The organism is Methylobacterium sp. 17Sr1-1 (genome assembly GCF_003173775.1).
Classification (GTDB): domain Bacteria; phylum Pseudomonadota; class Alphaproteobacteria; order Rhizobiales; family Beijerinckiaceae; genus Methylobacterium.
Genome location: NZ_CP029552.1, coordinates 3453624 through 3466998 on the forward strand (window position 1 = coordinate 3453624; position 13375 = coordinate 3466998).

Below are 13375 nucleotides of genomic sequence, written 5' to 3' on the forward strand. Positions count from 1 at the left end.
GCACCCGTCTTGAAAGGCGCCTCCTCGATCAGCGTCGCGCTGCCCCTCTCCCGGCCTGCTCCGCAGGCCACCCTCCCCCGCAGAGGGGGGAGGGGTCGGGCGTGGGCGCCTCCCGAGCGGCGAACCTCGCATGACCGACCCCACCCGCATCCCCGTCATCATCGGCGTCGGCGAGATCGCCGACCGGCCCGACGTCCTCGGCCGTGGCCCGATCGGCCCCGAGCCCGCCGCCCTGATGGCCGAGGCCCTGGCCCGCGCCGACCGGGATGCCGGCGGCGGCTGGCTCTCCCGCGTCGCCTCCCTCGACGTCGTCAACGCGGTGTCCTGGCCCTATGCCGACCTGCCCGCCCGCATCGCCGATTTCATCGGTCACCGCCCGGCCCGCCTCGCCTACGGGCCGGTCGGCGGCGAGACGCCGGTGCGGTTCCTGCACGAGGCGGCGCGGCGGATCGCCCGTGGCGAGGCCGAGGTCGCGGCCCTGTGCAGCGGCGAGGCGGAGCACAGCGCGGGCGCCGCGCGCCGGGCCGGGCTGAAGCCCGAACGGGACGCCGCCCCGCCCTGGACCGCGCCGGATCCCGCCTGGACCAACCCGCGGGCGCGCGACTACCTCCACCCCCAGGCCCTGCGCCACGGCCTGTCGCAGCCGGTCGTCGTCTATCCCCTCTACGAGACCGCGCTCCAGGCCGCCTGGGGCCAGACCCCGCGCCAGGGCCGCGACGAATCGGCTCTGCTCGGCGCCGCGATGTCCCGCGTCGCGGCGGAGAACCCGTCCGGGTGGTTGCGCCGCCCGTTCACGGCCGACGAGATCGCGACCCCGTCCGCCGCCAACCGGCCGATCGCCTGGCCCTACCCGAAGCTGATGGTGGCCAACCCCGTGGTGAACCAGGCCGCCGCCCTGATCGTCACGAATCTGGCGCTGGCCCGCGCCGCCGGCTTGCCCGAGCACCGCCTGGTCCCGGTCGGCCCCGGCGCCGCCGCGACCGAGCCGCGGGACTGGCTGTCGCGCGACCGCTTCGACCATGCCCCGGCGCAGGACGCGGTCCTGGCCGCCACCCTGCGCCGGGCCGGCCTGACCCCCGCCGACCTCGCGGCGATCGAGCTCTACAGCTGCTTTCCCTGCGTGCCCAAGATGGCGCGGCGCAGCCTCGGCCTGCCCGCGGACAGCGTGCCGACCGTGGCGGGCGGGCTGACCTTCTTCGGCGCGCCGCTCAACGGTTTCATGGCGCACGCCGCCTGCGCGATGGTGCGGCGGCTACGCGACGCGCCGGGCGCGGCCGGCCTCCTCTACGGCCAGGGCGAGTTCGTGACCAAGCATCACGCCCTGGTCCTCGGTGGCCGGCCGCGCGTGCCCGACGACGCGCCGGTCTCGGTCCAGGACGAGGCGGATCGCCGCCGCGGGCCGGTGCCGCCGGTCATCGAGGCGGCGACGGGCCGCGCCATCGTCGAGACCCACACAGTGCTGTTCGACCGCGAGGGCGCGCCGGATCGGGGCGTCGTGGTGCTGCGCCAGGGCGGATCGCGGCTGCTGGCCCGGGTGCCCGCCGCCGACCGCGCGACGCTGGCGGTGCTCACCGACCTCGATCGGTCGCCCGTCGGGCGCGACGGCACCCTGTGGACGGCCCTCGACGGGCTCCTCGAATGGGAGGCGGCGTGATGGCGGATCCGGTCCTCGTCGAGCGCAACGGCGCGCATGTCGCGGTCGTGACGCTGAACCGGCCGGCGGCCCGCAACGCCGTCGACCCGTGCCTCGCCCGTGCCCTCGCGCGGGCGGTGGCCGAGACCGAGGCCGACGACGCGGTCCGCGCCGTGGTGCTCGCCGGGTCGGGTCCGGTCTTCTGCGCCGGGGCCGACCTGAAGGTGGTCTCCGCGGGCGCCGCCGACGACCTCTGGACGCCGGATGGCGGGTTCGCGGGCTTCGTCCACGCGGCGCGGGCGAAGCCCTGGATCGCCGCCGTGGACGGCCCGGCCCTCGCCGGCGGCTGCGAGATCGCGCTCGCCTGCGAGCTGATCGTCGCCGGGGAGGGCGCGAGCTTCGGCCTGCCCGAGGTGACCCGCGGCCTCGTCGCGGCGGCGGGCGGCCTCTACCGGCTGCCGAGGGCCCTGCCTAGGGCGGTCGCGCTCGAACTCATCCTGACCGGCGCGCGGTTGGAGGCGGCCCGCGCCCACGCGCTCGGCCTCGTCAACCGGCTGGTGGCGCCGGGCTCGGCCCGGGAGGCGGCGGTGGCGCTGGCGCAAACGATCGCCGGCAACGCCCCGCTCGCCGTGCGCGAGAGCCTCGCCGTCGCGCGGCTGGCGCCGGACGCCGACGAGGCGGGGTTGCGCGCCGCGAGCGCCGCCGCCCGGGCCCGGATCCAGGCCTCGGAGGATTTTCGCGAAGGCCCGCGGGCCTTCGTCGAGAAGCGCCCGCCGCGATGGACGGGGCGGTGAAGCAAGGGAGGAACCCCATGGGCATGCTGGACGGCAAGGTCGCGCTCGTCACCGGGGCCGGGGGCGGCATCGGGCGGGAGATCGCGCTCGCCATGGCGCTCGCCGGCGCCAAGGTGGTGGTCAACGACGTCGGCGCGTCCCTGAGCGGCCTCGGCGAGACCTCGGCGACGCCGGGCGAGCAGACCCGGGCCATCATCGAGCAGCGCGGCGGCGAGGCCGTGGTCAACACCGACACGGTGGCCGAGTGGGAGGCGGCGCAACGCATCGTCGCCACCGCCCTCGACGCCTTCGGCCGCCTCGACATCGTGGTCAACAATGCCGGCATCCTGCGCGACCAGATCTTCCACAAGATGACCCCGGAGGAGTGGCTGTCGGTCATCAACGTCCACCTCAACGGCAGCTTCTTCGTCTCCCGCGCCGCCGCCGAGACCTTTCGGCGCCAGAATGGGGGCGCTTACGTCCACATGACCTCGACCTCGGGGCTGATCGGCAATATCGGGCAGGCCAACTACTCGGCGGCCAAGCTCGGCATCGCCGCCCTGTCGAAGTCGATCGCCCTCGACATGGGCCGGTTCGGCGTGCGCTCGAACTGCATCGCGCCCTTCGCCTGGAGCCGGATGACGAGCTCGATCCCCGCCGAGACCCCGGAGCAGAAGGCCCGCGTCGCCAAGCTCCAGGCGATGGGGCCGGAGAAGAACGCGCCGCTCGCGGTCTTCCTCGCCTCCGACGCGGCCAGCCACGTCACCGGCCAGATCTTCGCCGCCCGCCACAACGAGCTGTTCGTCTTCAACCATCCCCGCCCGGTGCGCGGCGTGCACCGCGGCGAAGGCTGGACGCCGGAGACCATCGCCGAGCACGGCATGCCGGCGCTCTCGGGCCACCTCGCCCCCCTCGACCGCAGCCCCGACGTCTTTTCCTGGGACCCCGTGTGACCCGTCGTCCGGACGCATCGTCCGGACGACGGGTCACCAGCCCGCGCGGCACTTGAGCGAAGCCGAAATTCGCGTTGCGCAGCAATCCATCGGATTTCGAAGGACCATGACGATCAACGGACGCGCCCACATCGCCGGGGCCTACGAGCACCCGACCCGCAAGGCCCCGGACAAATCCGTGGCCCAGCTCCACGCCGAATCCGCCGCAGGCGCGCTCGCCGATGCCGGGCTCACCAAGGACGACGTCGACGGCTATTTCTGCGCCGGCGACGCGCCGGGCCTCGGGCCGCTGGCGATGGCCGACTACATGAACCTCAAGCTCCGCCACCTCGACAGCACCGATCTCGGGGGCGCCTCCTACATCGCCCACGTCGCCCACGCGGCGCAGGCCATCGCGATGGGGACGTGCAATGTCGCGCTGATCACGCTTGCCGGCCGGCCGCGCAGCGCCGGGCATTCCGGCACCGCCGCCCGGCCCGTCGTCGCCGACGCGCCGGACAGCCCGTGGGAGACCCCGTTCGGGCCGACCACGGTCAACCTCTACGCTTTGTGCGCCCGCCGCCACATGCACGAGTTCGGCACGACCGCGGAGCAGCTCGCCTGGATCAAGGTCGCGGCTTCGCACCATGGGCAGCACAATCCCCACGCCATGCTGCGCGACGTCGTGAGCGTCGCGGACGTGCTGGCCTCGCCGATGGTCGCCGATCCGCTGCACCGGCTCGATTGCTGCGTCGTCAGCGACGGCGGCGGGGCGCTGGTGGTGGTGCGGCCCGAGATCGCCCGGGCTCTCAAGCGCCCGCTGGTGCGGGTGATGGGGGCGGGCGAGGCCCACAAGGGCCAGCTCGGCGGGGAGGTCGACCTCACCTACTCGGCCGCGCGCCACTCGGGGCCCGCGGCCTTCGCGGAGGCTGGCGTCACGCCGGCCGACATCAAGTACGCCTCGATCTACGACAGCTTCACCATCACGGTGCTGATGCAGCTCGAGGATCTGGGCTTCTGCGCGAAGGGGGAGGGGGGCCGCTTCGTCGCCGACGGCAACCTGATCTCGGGATCTGGCCGCCTGCCCTTCAACACCGATGGCGGCGGCCTGTGCAACAACCACCCGGCCAACCGGGGCGGCATCACCAAGGTGATCGAGGCGGTGCGTCAATTACGGGGCGAGGCCCATCCCGCCGTGCAGGTGAAGAACTGCGACCTTGCCGTCGCGACCGGGATCGGCGGCCTGCTCGGCAGCCGCCACGGCGCCGCGACCCTGGTGCTGGGTAGGGAGTGAGACGATGACCCTGATCCCCTTGCGCGACGGCGACTGGCCCGATCCGCCCGCGAGCCCCGAAGCCACGCCCTTCGTGGCGGCGGCGAAGGAGGGCCGGTTCCTGCTGCGCCGCTGCACGGCCTGCGGCAAGGCGCACTGGTACCCGCGCAGCTTATGCCCGTTCTGCCTCGGCGAGACCGCCTGGGAGGAGGCCTCGGGCGAGGGCACGATCTACAGCTACACCGTGCTCACCCGCGAGGACCCGCCGCGTGCCATCGCCTACGTCACCCTGGCGGAGGGGCCGACGCTGCTGACGAGCCTCGTCGATTGCGAGGCCGGAGGGCTCGCGGTCGGCCAGCCGGTGCGGCTGGTCTTCGCGGCGTCGAAGAACGGGACGCCGGTGCCGTGCTTCCGGCCGGTGGGGAATTTGTCTGGAGCGCCGCCGGGCGCTCCATGAAGGGCACCATGTCCTGAAGCGTCGCGCTGCCCCTCTCCCGCCCCGCATCCGCGGGGCACCCTCCCCCGCAGAGGGGGGAGGGAAGAAGCCAGCGCCATTTCCATCCCCGGACGACTCTGCGCGGCGGGGACCCGCACCCCTCACCCCCCGCGCAGCAACCCCGCCAGCTCCTCCGACAGCCCCACGCTCTCGGTCCGCGGCAGGGTCGCGCGCGCGCCGGCGAGACCCGCCGCGGCCATCACCGCCCGCGCCCCGGCCTCGACCGAGCAGATCACCGGCACCTCCACCTGCGGCTGGACCCGCTCGGCGAGGCCCGCCAGCGCCGCGCCGCCGAGCACCACCACGTCGGCGCCGTCGATCTCGGCGGAGGAGCGGCAGGCCTCGGCCAGGCGGCCGAGGGCGGCGTCGGGGTCGCGGGCGATCTCGCCGCCGGTCGGGGCCACGGTGCGGATGCCGGCGAGGCGCTCGGAGAGGCCGAGCATCGCCACGAACTCGGTCAGCATCGGCTTCCACAGCACGCCGCCGGTGACGATGCCGATGCGCCGGCCCCGGGTGCAGGCGAGGTGCAGCGCACCCTCCGCCATGCCGACGACCGGCACCGGCGAGACCTCCTTGAGGGCGAGCAAGCCCGGATCGCCGAAGCAGGCGAGGTAGACCGCGTCGCAGCCCGCGACGTTCGCCGCCAGCGCGTCGAGGGCGGCGTGGCCGGCGATGGCCGCCGCGGCGCGGCTCGCAATGTAGCGGGCGCCGAACCGGCCGGTGGCCGGCACGACCTCGGCCGGGATCAGGCGCCGGTGGAAGATGTGCCGGACATGGGCGGCGGCCTGCTCGGTGACGGCCTCGGTGGTGTTGGGGTTGATCAGCAGGATGCGCACGCGAGTCTCCCGTCGCATCCCGCCTATCACGCCGCTACTTCTCGACGAAGGCCTTCTCGATCACGTAGTGGCCGGCCTCGCCGTGGTTGCCCTCGACGTAGTCGGCGCCAGCGAGCAGGTCGCGGGTGTCGCGGATCATGTCGGGGCTGCCGCAGAGCATGAAGCGGTCGGCCTCCCGCGTCATCATCGGCAGGCCGATATCGGAAAAGAGCTTGCCGGACGTCATCAGGTCGGTGATGCGGCCGCGGTTGCGGAACGGCTCGCGGGTCACGGTCGGGTAGTAGATCAGCTGGTCGCGGACCATGTCGCCGATCAGCTCGTGGTTCGGCAGCGTCTCGGTGATCGTCTCGCCGTAGGCGAGCTCCTGGACGTGGCGGCAGCCATGGACCAGGATCACCTTCTCGAAGCGCTCGTAGGTCTCCGGGTCCTTGATGATCGCCAGGAACGGCGCGAGGCCGGTGCCGGTGCCGAGCAGGTAGAGGTGCCGGCCGGGCATCAGGTTGTCGAGCACCAGGGTGCCGGTGGCCTTGCGGCTGACCACGATCGGGTCGCCGACCTTCAGGTGCTGCAGCTTCGAGGTGAGCGGGCCGTTGGCCACCTTGATGGAGAAGAACTCCAGCTCGTCCTCGTAATTGGCGCTGACCACGCTGTAGGCGCGCAGGAGGGGCTTGGCGCCCTCGCCCTTGAGGCCGATCATGGTGAACTCGCCGTTGCGGAAGCGGAACGACGGGTCACGGGTGGTGCGGAAGCTGAAGAGCGAATCCGTCCAGTGATGGACGGACAGGACGCGCTCCTCGTTGAAGTTGCTCATCGTGCCAGGAATCCTGAAGGCGTTCGACGGGTCGGCGGTTCTCGATTTGGGAGAGGTCATCTCGCAGGTGCGGCATCGCCGTCAAGGCGTCGTCGCACAAGCGAGGTCTGCGTGGCCGTCACGCCGCAGGGACAACCGGCTGTTCTTCGGAATGCTTCCAGTGTGTTCGCGCCCGGCAAGACCTCCGGGACGCATGCACGCCATCCCGATCGCCGCCGCCCGGTGGCGGACGGCTTGCACAGCGCCCGGCCTGCCGCCATGACGGTCCCTCATACTCCCACCCCCTAGTTTCCTGCCCTTTCGCGACGAGGCCGGCATGATCGAAGCGGCGATGATCTGGAACGAGCCCAACAACAAGTCGCACTGGGATCCCGAGATCGATCCGGGGTGGTCGCTCTTCGCCGAGACCCTCGGCTGCGCCGCGCGGGCGGTGAAGGCGGAGGCGGCGCACCTGCCGACGGTGCTGGGCGGCATCTCGCCGATCGACCCGACCTTCATCCAGATGCTCGACGGGAGGGGCGCCCTCGACCACGTCGACGTGGTGGCGGTGCACGGCTTCCCCCTCGACTGGAACCTCTGGCAGATCAACGAGTGGCCGGCCAAGATCGCCGAGATCCGCGCGGTGACGGACAAGCCGATCTGGGTCACCGAGGTCGGCGTCTCCACCTTCGGGGCCGAGGAGGTCCAGGTCTTCGGGCTCGACCGCACCGCCGAATTGCTCGTCGGCCGGGCGCCGCGGATCCACTGGTACAGCCTCTACGACCTGCCGCAGGCCTGGGGCGCCACCACCCGGCACCGGGAGGCGGAGGGCTCCTCCTACTACCGCCACTTCTATATGGGGCTGTTGCGCGAGGACGGCACGCCGAAGCCCGCCCTGGAGCACTTCGCCCGCCACACCCCGGCGCTGGGCCTGTGCCAGTGGTTCCACTACCAGGATCACCGCCTCGACGAGGCGGTGGCCTGGATGCGGCGGCTCGGGGTGACCTACTTGCGCACCGGCCTGTCCTGGGCCGATTCGTTCCGGCCGGATGCCCTCGACTGGTTCGACCGGCAGATGGAGGCCCTGGCGGAGTTCGACGTGACCGTGACCTTCTGCTTCACCCCCGAGCACCGGGGCATCGCCCCCCATCACACCAGCCCGCCGCAGGTGAAGGAGGAATTCGCCGAGTTCTGCGCCGCGATGGTCCGGCGCTATGCCGGGATGATCCGGCCCGGGCCGGCCCTCGGGCCGCAGCCGGCGATCTGACCCGCGATGACGGCCATCGCCCCGACCTCGCCGGCGGCCGAAGCCTTCTTGGCGGCCCTCGCCGATCCGGCCTGCGGGCCGGTTCCGGCGGATCACGTTGCGCTCGTCGTCGCCCACCCGGACGACGAGAGCATCGGCTGCGGCGCCCAGCTGCCGCGCCTCTCGGGCCTCACGGTGATCCACGCCACCGACGGCGCGCCCCGCGACGGGCAGGACGCCGCGCGCCGCGGCTTCCCCGATCCCGCGTCCTACGCGGCCGCCCGCGCCCGGGAACTCGACGCGGCCCTGACCCTCGCGAGGATCGCGCCGGCGCGGCGCATCGCGCTGGGCTACCCCGACGGGGGCGTGGCGGAGGCGATCGCGCCGCTCGCCCGGCGGCTGGCCGACCTCTTCGCCGCGCGCGGCATCACCGTGGCGCTCACCCATGCCGTCGAGGGCGGCCACCCGGATCACGACGCCGTGGCCCTCAGCCTCAGGGGCGCCCGCCGGCTCATCGGGCCGGAGCGCCTCGCGGTGATCGAGATGCCGTTCTACCATGCCGGCCCGGACGGCTTCGACGCCGGCAGCTTCTTGGCCACCGACCCGCCGCGCCGGGCGATCGCGCTTCATCTCGATCCCGAGGATTGCGCCTTCAAGGCCGCGCTCTTCGCCGCCCATGCGAGCCAGGCCGCGACCCTGAACCAGATCCCGATCGCGCTGGAGCGTTTTCGCGAGGCGCCGGAGGGCGGGTTCGGGGTGCTGCCGAATGGCGGGCGGCTGCTCTACGGAGCCTTAGGCGCCGGCCCGACCGGGGAGCGGTTCCGGGCGCTGGCCGAGGCGGCGGAGCGGGAGATCGGCTGACGGGTCAGTGCCCGCTGCCCGCCGGCATCGCGCGGTAGAACGCGACGACGTCGCGATAGTCCTGATCGACCGGCGCGACCGGCACGGCGAGGCGCAAACCCAGGCCCGCGAGGCCGGTGAGCAGGGCGAGGACAAGGCAGGCGCGCAGCGACGTGGAAGGGGACATGGCGCGGGGGGTGCCAGAAACGCCGTCCGGCGTAAAGCGGCCCCTTTCGCAGCGGCCCCCAGCGGCATCCATCGTGAAAACAGGTACGGCCGGGCCGATCCACGGCCTTGAGCGGAGCGAGGGGGCGGAGCTCAACTCAAGGTCGCGGCCGGCCCGGCCGCATGTCCAGCAACCTACCGGAGGGGTGATGAATGTCAACATTCGTCACTCGCCAGCGGCGCCTCGCCGGCGCCCGGTGTGCGCCAGCGCACAAAGTCGTTTCGTGTCCGAATCTTTCCGACATCTTGCTCTTGAATGTCGGCGGTGCTTGCAGGGCTGCTCCACGGAGCCGGTCGGCAGCGGAAATATCGGATTCTTCGCCGTGACGTTGCGGCGGATACGGCCGAGGTTCGGCGCCGTTGCTACCGAGGCTCGCGGGTAGGCGGGTCCCGACACCTGCCGACCCTCGCATCAGGTCTCGCGGACGGAACGTCCCAGCGACGGGCCGTCCGCCGTCGGATCCGTCGCGGGAGACGTGATCAAGCCCCGATCGTTGCCGCGAGCGCATCCTCGATCAGGCCCGAGCGGGTCAGGCCCCGTGCCTGAGCGGCCTCGTCGGCCTGACGCAGCAAGCCCTTGTCGATCGTGATGTTGACTCGCACCCGCTCACCCGTCAGGGCGCGCGGGGTGATGAGATGGGCGTCGCTCCCTGCCGCTCCTCGGCCCAGTCCGGATCGGCCACGATGGCCTCGTAGCTGCGCGCGACCGGGACAGCCTCGCCATCCGCCCGCATGGATCCGAGATGGAGCGAGAGTGCTTCCCGGCCCGCCGCGACGGCCGACGCGAAGGTTTCTCCGCAACTGGCACAGCCCGGCACGTCCGGGAAGACGACCGCATATTCCCCGCTGCGATCGGGCGGCTGGATGATGGCGATGGATCCCCGCATCCGGCTCGTCTCCCGATGCGGCTCGGATTTTCAGAGTCCCGCCTGTCTGAGGACGGCCCTCAGAGTGCCGATGGGCAGATCCTTCTTCGGGTGCGGGACGGTCACTCGCCCGGGCTTCGTAGGGTGCTTGAAGTGGTGGCGGCTGCCCTCGGACCCGCCTGACACCCAGCCGTCCCGCTTGAGCTGCGCGACGAGCTCTCGACGACACCGAGCCTGCGCGATCGTGTGTATGCGCGAAAACGGCCCCGCCGTGTCGCCACGGCAGGGCCGTCGATCGTGGGCCCGTGCTCGCGTCAGGCCGCCTGGATGTCGCGCAGGAAGCCGTCGACCTCCTGCTTCACGGTGAGCGACTGCGTGGCGAGGTCGGCGGCGGCCATCAGCACCTGGGAGGCGGCGCTGCCGGTCTCGCCGGCGGAGCCGAGGACGCCGGCCATCGCGGCGGTGACGTCCTGGGTGCTGCGGGCCGCCTGCGAGGCGTTGCGCGAGATCTCGGAGGTGGCGGCGGTCTGCTCCGTCACCGTCGCGGCGATCATGCCGCTGATCTCGCTGATCGTCGCGATGGTCTGGCCGATCTGCCCGATGGCGCCCGCCGCCTGGCCGGTGGCCGCCTGGATCGCGTTGATCTGCCCGCCGATCTCCACGGTCGCCCGGGAGGTCTGGGCGGCGAGCTCCTTCACCTCGGCGGCGACCACCGCGAAGCCGCGGCCGGCGGCTCCGGCCCGCGCCGCCTCGATCGTGGCGTTCAGCGCCAGCAGGTTGGTCTGGTCGGCGATGGCCGTGATCGTCGCGACGGCGGCGCCGATCTGCGTGGCGGCGGCGCTCAGGCTGGTCATCGCGGCGTCGGTCGCCGCGGCCTCGCGGGTGGCGTTGCCCGCGACCTCGTTCGAGCGCAGCACCTGCCGCTCGATCTCCTGGAGCGAGCTCACCATCTCCTCGGCGGCGGCCGCGACCATCTGGACGTTGGCCGAGGTCTGCTCGGCGGTGGCGCTGGAGGCCTGCGCCTGGGCGCTGGTGGTGTCGGCGACGCCCGTCATGGTGCGGGCCGTGGCGTCGAGCTCGGTCGCGGCCGAGGTGACGATCTCGAGCGAGCCCGCCACCCGGTGCTGGAAGCCCCGCACCAGCTGGTCGACCCGGTCGGCGCGGCGCTGGCGGGCCGATTGCTCGTCGCGCTGCTGCGCCTCAAGCTGCTCGCGGGCGATGGCGTTCTGGCGGAAGATCTCGACGGCTTCCGCCATCTCGCCCATCTCGTCGCGGGAGTCGCGGGAGGGCACGGCGAGATCGGTCTCGCCCTCGGCCAGCCGCTTCATCGCGGCGGTCATCCCGCCGATCGGCCCGACGATGCTGCGGGCGATCAGGATCGCGAGGCCGGCGCCGAGGGACAGGGCGACGGCGATCAGGACGAACTGGATCGTCCGCGTCCGGGCCGTCATCGCCTGGCTGTCGGCCGCGATCTCGCGGACCACGGCCTCGACCTTGGCCCGCACCGTCCGGGTGGCCTGGTCGATCGCCGTCACCCGCGGCTTGATGCCGTTATCGTAGGCCTGCCGGCTCTCCCCCGCGGCGGCGGTGTAGGCCTGGAAGGCGGTGACGTAGGCGGCCAGCGCCTGCTCGGTCGCCCGGATCGCCGGCGCGAAGGCGCCGGCGGCGTCGCTCCCATGCAGGACCTTGAGGGCGGCCTCCGCCTTGCCCGCATTGGTCGCGAAGGTCGCCGGGCCGTTCGGGTCCTGCGTCGCCAGGAAGCGCCAGTTGGCGACCCGGACCAGCAGCACGGCGCTCTCGGTCGCGGCGGCCTGGAGCACCTGCGCGTCGCCGGCGCGGGCGCGCATCTCGGCCACCATCGCGTTGCTCGCGCGGGTCAGCTCGTCGCCGCCCTTGAACAGCTTGTCCTTGGCCTCGGCCATGCTGCGCCCCGCCGCCTCCAGGCGCTGCAGGTCGGGCTTCAGGTCGCGGGCCCGGTCGCGGATCTCGCCGTAGAGCCGGCGGCGGTCCTCGGCGATCGCCCGGCTGGCCATGAGGTCGCCCGCCTCCTCGATCGAGCGGCGCTCCCCGTCGATGCCCGCGATCAGCTCCGGCCGCGGCGCGAGCCGGTACTGCTCGGCCAGGCCCGACATCGTGCTCGTCGACAGGGTCACGCCGAGCGCGGAGCGCAACAGGTCGTCGAGCAGCGCCCGGCGCTCGTACTGCTCGGTGAGGCCGGCCTGCTGGTAGATCGAGAAGCCGCCCAGGCCGGCGGCGATGATCATCAAGGATGCGAAACCGACGTAGAGGCGGGATCGGACGGTCAGCCTGCGCAACATACCATTACCCGAATGTAATTATATTCGTGTGGTGTATGTAAACATTACTAATTGCTGGTTAAGATATTACCTGGCGCATAACGCTATGATGGAGGGCGGGTATATCACAATTTCAGGTTGTGTGTACGCTCCCGACTTCGATCACGCTGCCGTGGCCAGGGGCGGCCGGCGCAACCCCGCCTCGACGCCGAGTCCGCTCCGCCCCATGGCGACCGGAGGCGGCCGCGCCTCACCCCGGCACCATCCCCTCCGGCAGCCCGGCGGCGTGATCCGCGATGTCTCCGGCGCGGGTGATCCACACCGCGTCGCGGTGTTGCGCGAGATGCGCCAGCGCCCGGCGCAGCGGCCGCAGCCGGTGCGGCTGGCCGACGAGGTAGGGGTGGAGCGCGATGCCCATCACCAGCGGCGCCGCGGAGGCGGCTTCGCGCATCTCCTCGAAGGTGTCGACGATCATCTCGGCGAATTGCGCGCCGGAATCCTTGCGCCCGACGATGGAGGGGATGTCGTTCAGCTCCTGCGGATAGGGCACCGAGAGGATGCGCCCGCCGCCGCGGGTGGAGAACCAGGTCGGCTGGTCGTCGTGGCACCAGTCGAGGAGGTAGCGGTAGCCGGCCTCCGCCAGCAGGTCCGGGGTCGTGCGGCTCTGCGAGATCCAGGGGCCGAGCCAGCCCGCCGGGGCCCGGCCCTCCTCCCGGGTCAGGGTCGCGGTGGCCTCGGCGATCAGGGCCCGCTCCTCGTCCTCGGCTAAGGTACCCTGGCGCTCGGCGTTGCTGCGGCCGTGTCCCACCACCTCGTCGCCGCGGGCGCGGAACGCGTCCATCAGGCCGGGGCACTCGGCGTAGATGCGGCTGTTGACCAGCACCGAGGCCGGCAGGGACAGGTCGTCGAACAGTGCGGCGAGGCGGAACACCCCGACGCGGTTGCCCCAGTCGCGCCAGGCGTAGTTCAGCACGTCCGGCTGCGGCCCGCCCGGGGCCAGCTCGGCCCCGAGGCCGCCGCCGAACGCGAAGCACTCGACGTTGAGGGCGACGTAGACCGCCAGCCGTTTGCCCTCCGGCCAGTCGTAGGCGGGGCGCCGCGGCAGGGGGCTGTAGGCGTAGCGCCCGTGCGGTCGGGCCGGCGGGCGGGCCTCGTCGCTCATCCGTGT

The 13375-nt window shown here is 72.6% G+C and carries 15 protein-coding genes; 7 read left to right on the forward strand and 8 right to left on the reverse strand.

Going from position 1 to position 13375, the window contains the following annotated elements:
- Positions 1–130: 130 nt before the first annotated feature.
- The 5 genes from DK412_RS15490 to DK412_RS15510 all read left to right on the forward strand — a co-directional run bounded on the left by DK412_RS15490 (position 131) and on the right by DK412_RS15510 (position 5068).
- Positions 131–1654 carry an acetyl-CoA acetyltransferase gene (locus DK412_RS15490; protein ID WP_109972656.1) on the forward strand — a complete coding sequence of 508 codons (1524 nt, stop codon included), beginning with the start codon at positions 131–133 and terminating at the stop codon, positions 1652–1654.
- The gene (locus DK412_RS15495) at positions 1654–2427 is read left to right on the forward strand and encodes an enoyl-CoA hydratase-related protein (protein ID WP_109972657.1); all 774 of its coding nucleotides are present in this window, start codon (positions 1654–1656) and stop codon (positions 2425–2427) included. Before DK412_RS15490 ends, DK412_RS15495 begins: the two co-directional genes overlap by 1 nt.
- A 17-nt stretch (positions 2428–2444) precedes the next feature.
- Entirely contained in the window at positions 2445–3359 is a 915-nt protein-coding gene (locus DK412_RS15500) for an SDR family oxidoreductase (protein WP_109972658.1), read from the forward strand.
- 106 nt (positions 3360–3465) lie between these two features.
- Complete coding sequence (locus DK412_RS15505) at positions 3466–4632, forward strand: thiolase domain-containing protein (RefSeq protein WP_109972659.1); 1167 nt, start codon at positions 3466–3468, stop codon at positions 4630–4632.
- Positions 4633–4636: 4 nt separating this feature from the next.
- Entirely contained in the window at positions 4637–5068 is a 432-nt protein-coding gene (locus DK412_RS15510; RefSeq protein ID WP_109972660.1) for an OB-fold domain-containing protein, read from the forward strand.
- Between the two features lie 140 nt (positions 5069–5208).
- Here DK412_RS15510 and DK412_RS15515 read toward each other — a convergent pair whose 3' ends face one another.
- Together DK412_RS15515 and DK412_RS15520 are read right to left on the reverse strand one after the other, a co-directional pair.
- Positions 5209–5943, reverse strand: a complete 735-nt coding sequence (locus DK412_RS15515) for an aspartate/glutamate racemase family protein (RefSeq protein WP_109972661.1) — start codon at positions 5941–5943, stop codon at positions 5209–5211.
- Between the two features lie 34 nt (positions 5944–5977).
- Positions 5978–6754, reverse strand: a complete 777-nt coding sequence (locus tag DK412_RS15520) for a ferredoxin--NADP reductase (RefSeq protein WP_109972662.1) — start codon at positions 6752–6754, stop codon at positions 5978–5980.
- Positions 6755–7070: 316 nt separating this feature from the next.
- Between DK412_RS15520 and DK412_RS15525 the strand changes: the two genes are divergently transcribed.
- Together DK412_RS15525 and DK412_RS15530 are read left to right on the forward strand one after the other, a co-directional pair.
- Positions 7071–8000, forward strand: coding sequence for a beta-xylosidase (locus DK412_RS15525; protein ID WP_109972663.1), 930 nt, complete (start codon positions 7071–7073; stop codon positions 7998–8000).
- Between the two features lie 6 nt (positions 8001–8006).
- Entirely contained in the window at positions 8007–8840 is an 834-nt protein-coding gene (locus DK412_RS15530) for a PIG-L family deacetylase (RefSeq protein ID WP_109972664.1), read from the forward strand.
- A 4-nt stretch (positions 8841–8844) separates the two neighbouring features.
- Here DK412_RS15530 and DK412_RS30640 read toward each other — a convergent pair whose 3' ends face one another.
- From DK412_RS30640 to DK412_RS15550, 6 genes are all read right to left on the reverse strand, one after another.
- A complete protein-coding gene (locus tag DK412_RS30640; protein ID WP_204165382.1) occupies positions 8845–9006 on the reverse strand; it encodes a hypothetical protein in 162 nt (53 codons plus the stop codon).
- Positions 9007–9524: 518 nt separating this feature from the next.
- Positions 9525–9647 carry a ribbon-helix-helix protein, CopG family gene (locus DK412_RS30250; protein WP_162596220.1) on the reverse strand — a complete coding sequence of 41 codons (123 nt, stop codon included), beginning with the start codon at positions 9645–9647 and terminating at the stop codon, positions 9525–9527.
- Positions 9648–9658: 11 nt separating this feature from the next.
- Positions 9659–9931, reverse strand: a complete 273-nt coding sequence (locus DK412_RS15535; RefSeq protein WP_109972665.1) for a type II toxin-antitoxin system HicB family antitoxin — start codon at positions 9929–9931, stop codon at positions 9659–9661.
- 30 nt (positions 9932–9961) lie between these two features.
- Positions 9962–10153 carry a type II toxin-antitoxin system HicA family toxin gene (locus DK412_RS15540; RefSeq protein ID WP_109972666.1) on the reverse strand — a complete coding sequence of 64 codons (192 nt, stop codon included), beginning with the start codon at positions 10151–10153 and terminating at the stop codon, positions 9962–9964.
- Between the two features lie 71 nt (positions 10154–10224).
- Entirely contained in the window at positions 10225–12174 is a 1950-nt protein-coding gene (locus DK412_RS15545) for a methyl-accepting chemotaxis protein (RefSeq protein ID WP_109972667.1), read from the reverse strand.
- 283 nt (positions 12175–12457) lie between these two features.
- Positions 12458–13369, reverse strand: coding sequence for a polysaccharide deacetylase family protein (locus tag DK412_RS15550; RefSeq protein WP_109972668.1), 912 nt, complete (start codon positions 13367–13369; stop codon positions 12458–12460).
- Positions 13370–13375 lie beyond the last annotated feature (6 nt).

What these genes read in the sequence shown, in the direction of transcription:
- DK412_RS15490 (WP_109972656.1), top strand. Translation starts at nt 131, where the DNA reads ATGACCGACCCCACCCGCATCCCCGTCATCATCGGCGTCGGCGAGATC.
- DK412_RS15495 (WP_109972657.1), top strand. Translation starts at nt 1,654, where the DNA reads ATGGCGGATCCGGTCCTCGTCGAGCGCAACGGCGCGCATGTCGCGGTC.
- DK412_RS15500 (WP_109972658.1), top strand. Translation starts at nt 2,445, where the DNA reads ATGGGCATGCTGGACGGCAAGGTCGCGCTCGTCACCGGGGCCGGGGGC.
- DK412_RS15505 (WP_109972659.1), top strand. Translation starts at nt 3,466, where the DNA reads ATGACGATCAACGGACGCGCCCACATCGCCGGGGCCTACGAGCACCCG.
- DK412_RS15510 (WP_109972660.1), top strand. Translation starts at nt 4,637, where the DNA reads ATGACCCTGATCCCCTTGCGCGACGGCGACTGGCCCGATCCGCCCGCG.
- DK412_RS15520 (WP_109972662.1), bottom strand. Translation starts at nt 6,754, where the DNA reads ATGAGCAACTTCAACGAGGAGCGCGTCCTGTCCGTCCATCACTGGACG.
- DK412_RS15525 (WP_109972663.1), top strand. Translation starts at nt 7,071, where the DNA reads ATGATCGAAGCGGCGATGATCTGGAACGAGCCCAACAACAAGTCGCAC.
- DK412_RS15530 (WP_109972664.1), top strand. Translation starts at nt 8,007, where the DNA reads ATGACGGCCATCGCCCCGACCTCGCCGGCGGCCGAAGCCTTCTTGGCG.
- DK412_RS30640 (WP_204165382.1), bottom strand. Translation starts at nt 9,006, where the DNA reads ATGTCCCCTTCCACGTCGCTGCGCGCCTGCCTTGTCCTCGCCCTGCTC.
- DK412_RS15535 (WP_109972665.1), bottom strand. Translation starts at nt 9,931, where the DNA reads ATGCGGGGATCCATCGCCATCATCCAGCCGCCCGATCGCAGCGGGGAA.
- DK412_RS15545 (WP_109972667.1), bottom strand. Translation starts at nt 12,174, where the DNA reads ATGATCATCGCCGCCGGCCTGGGCGGCTTCTCGATCTACCAGCAGGCC.
- DK412_RS15550 (WP_109972668.1), bottom strand. Translation starts at nt 13,369, where the DNA reads ATGAGCGACGAGGCCCGCCCGCCGGCCCGACCGCACGGGCGCTACGCC.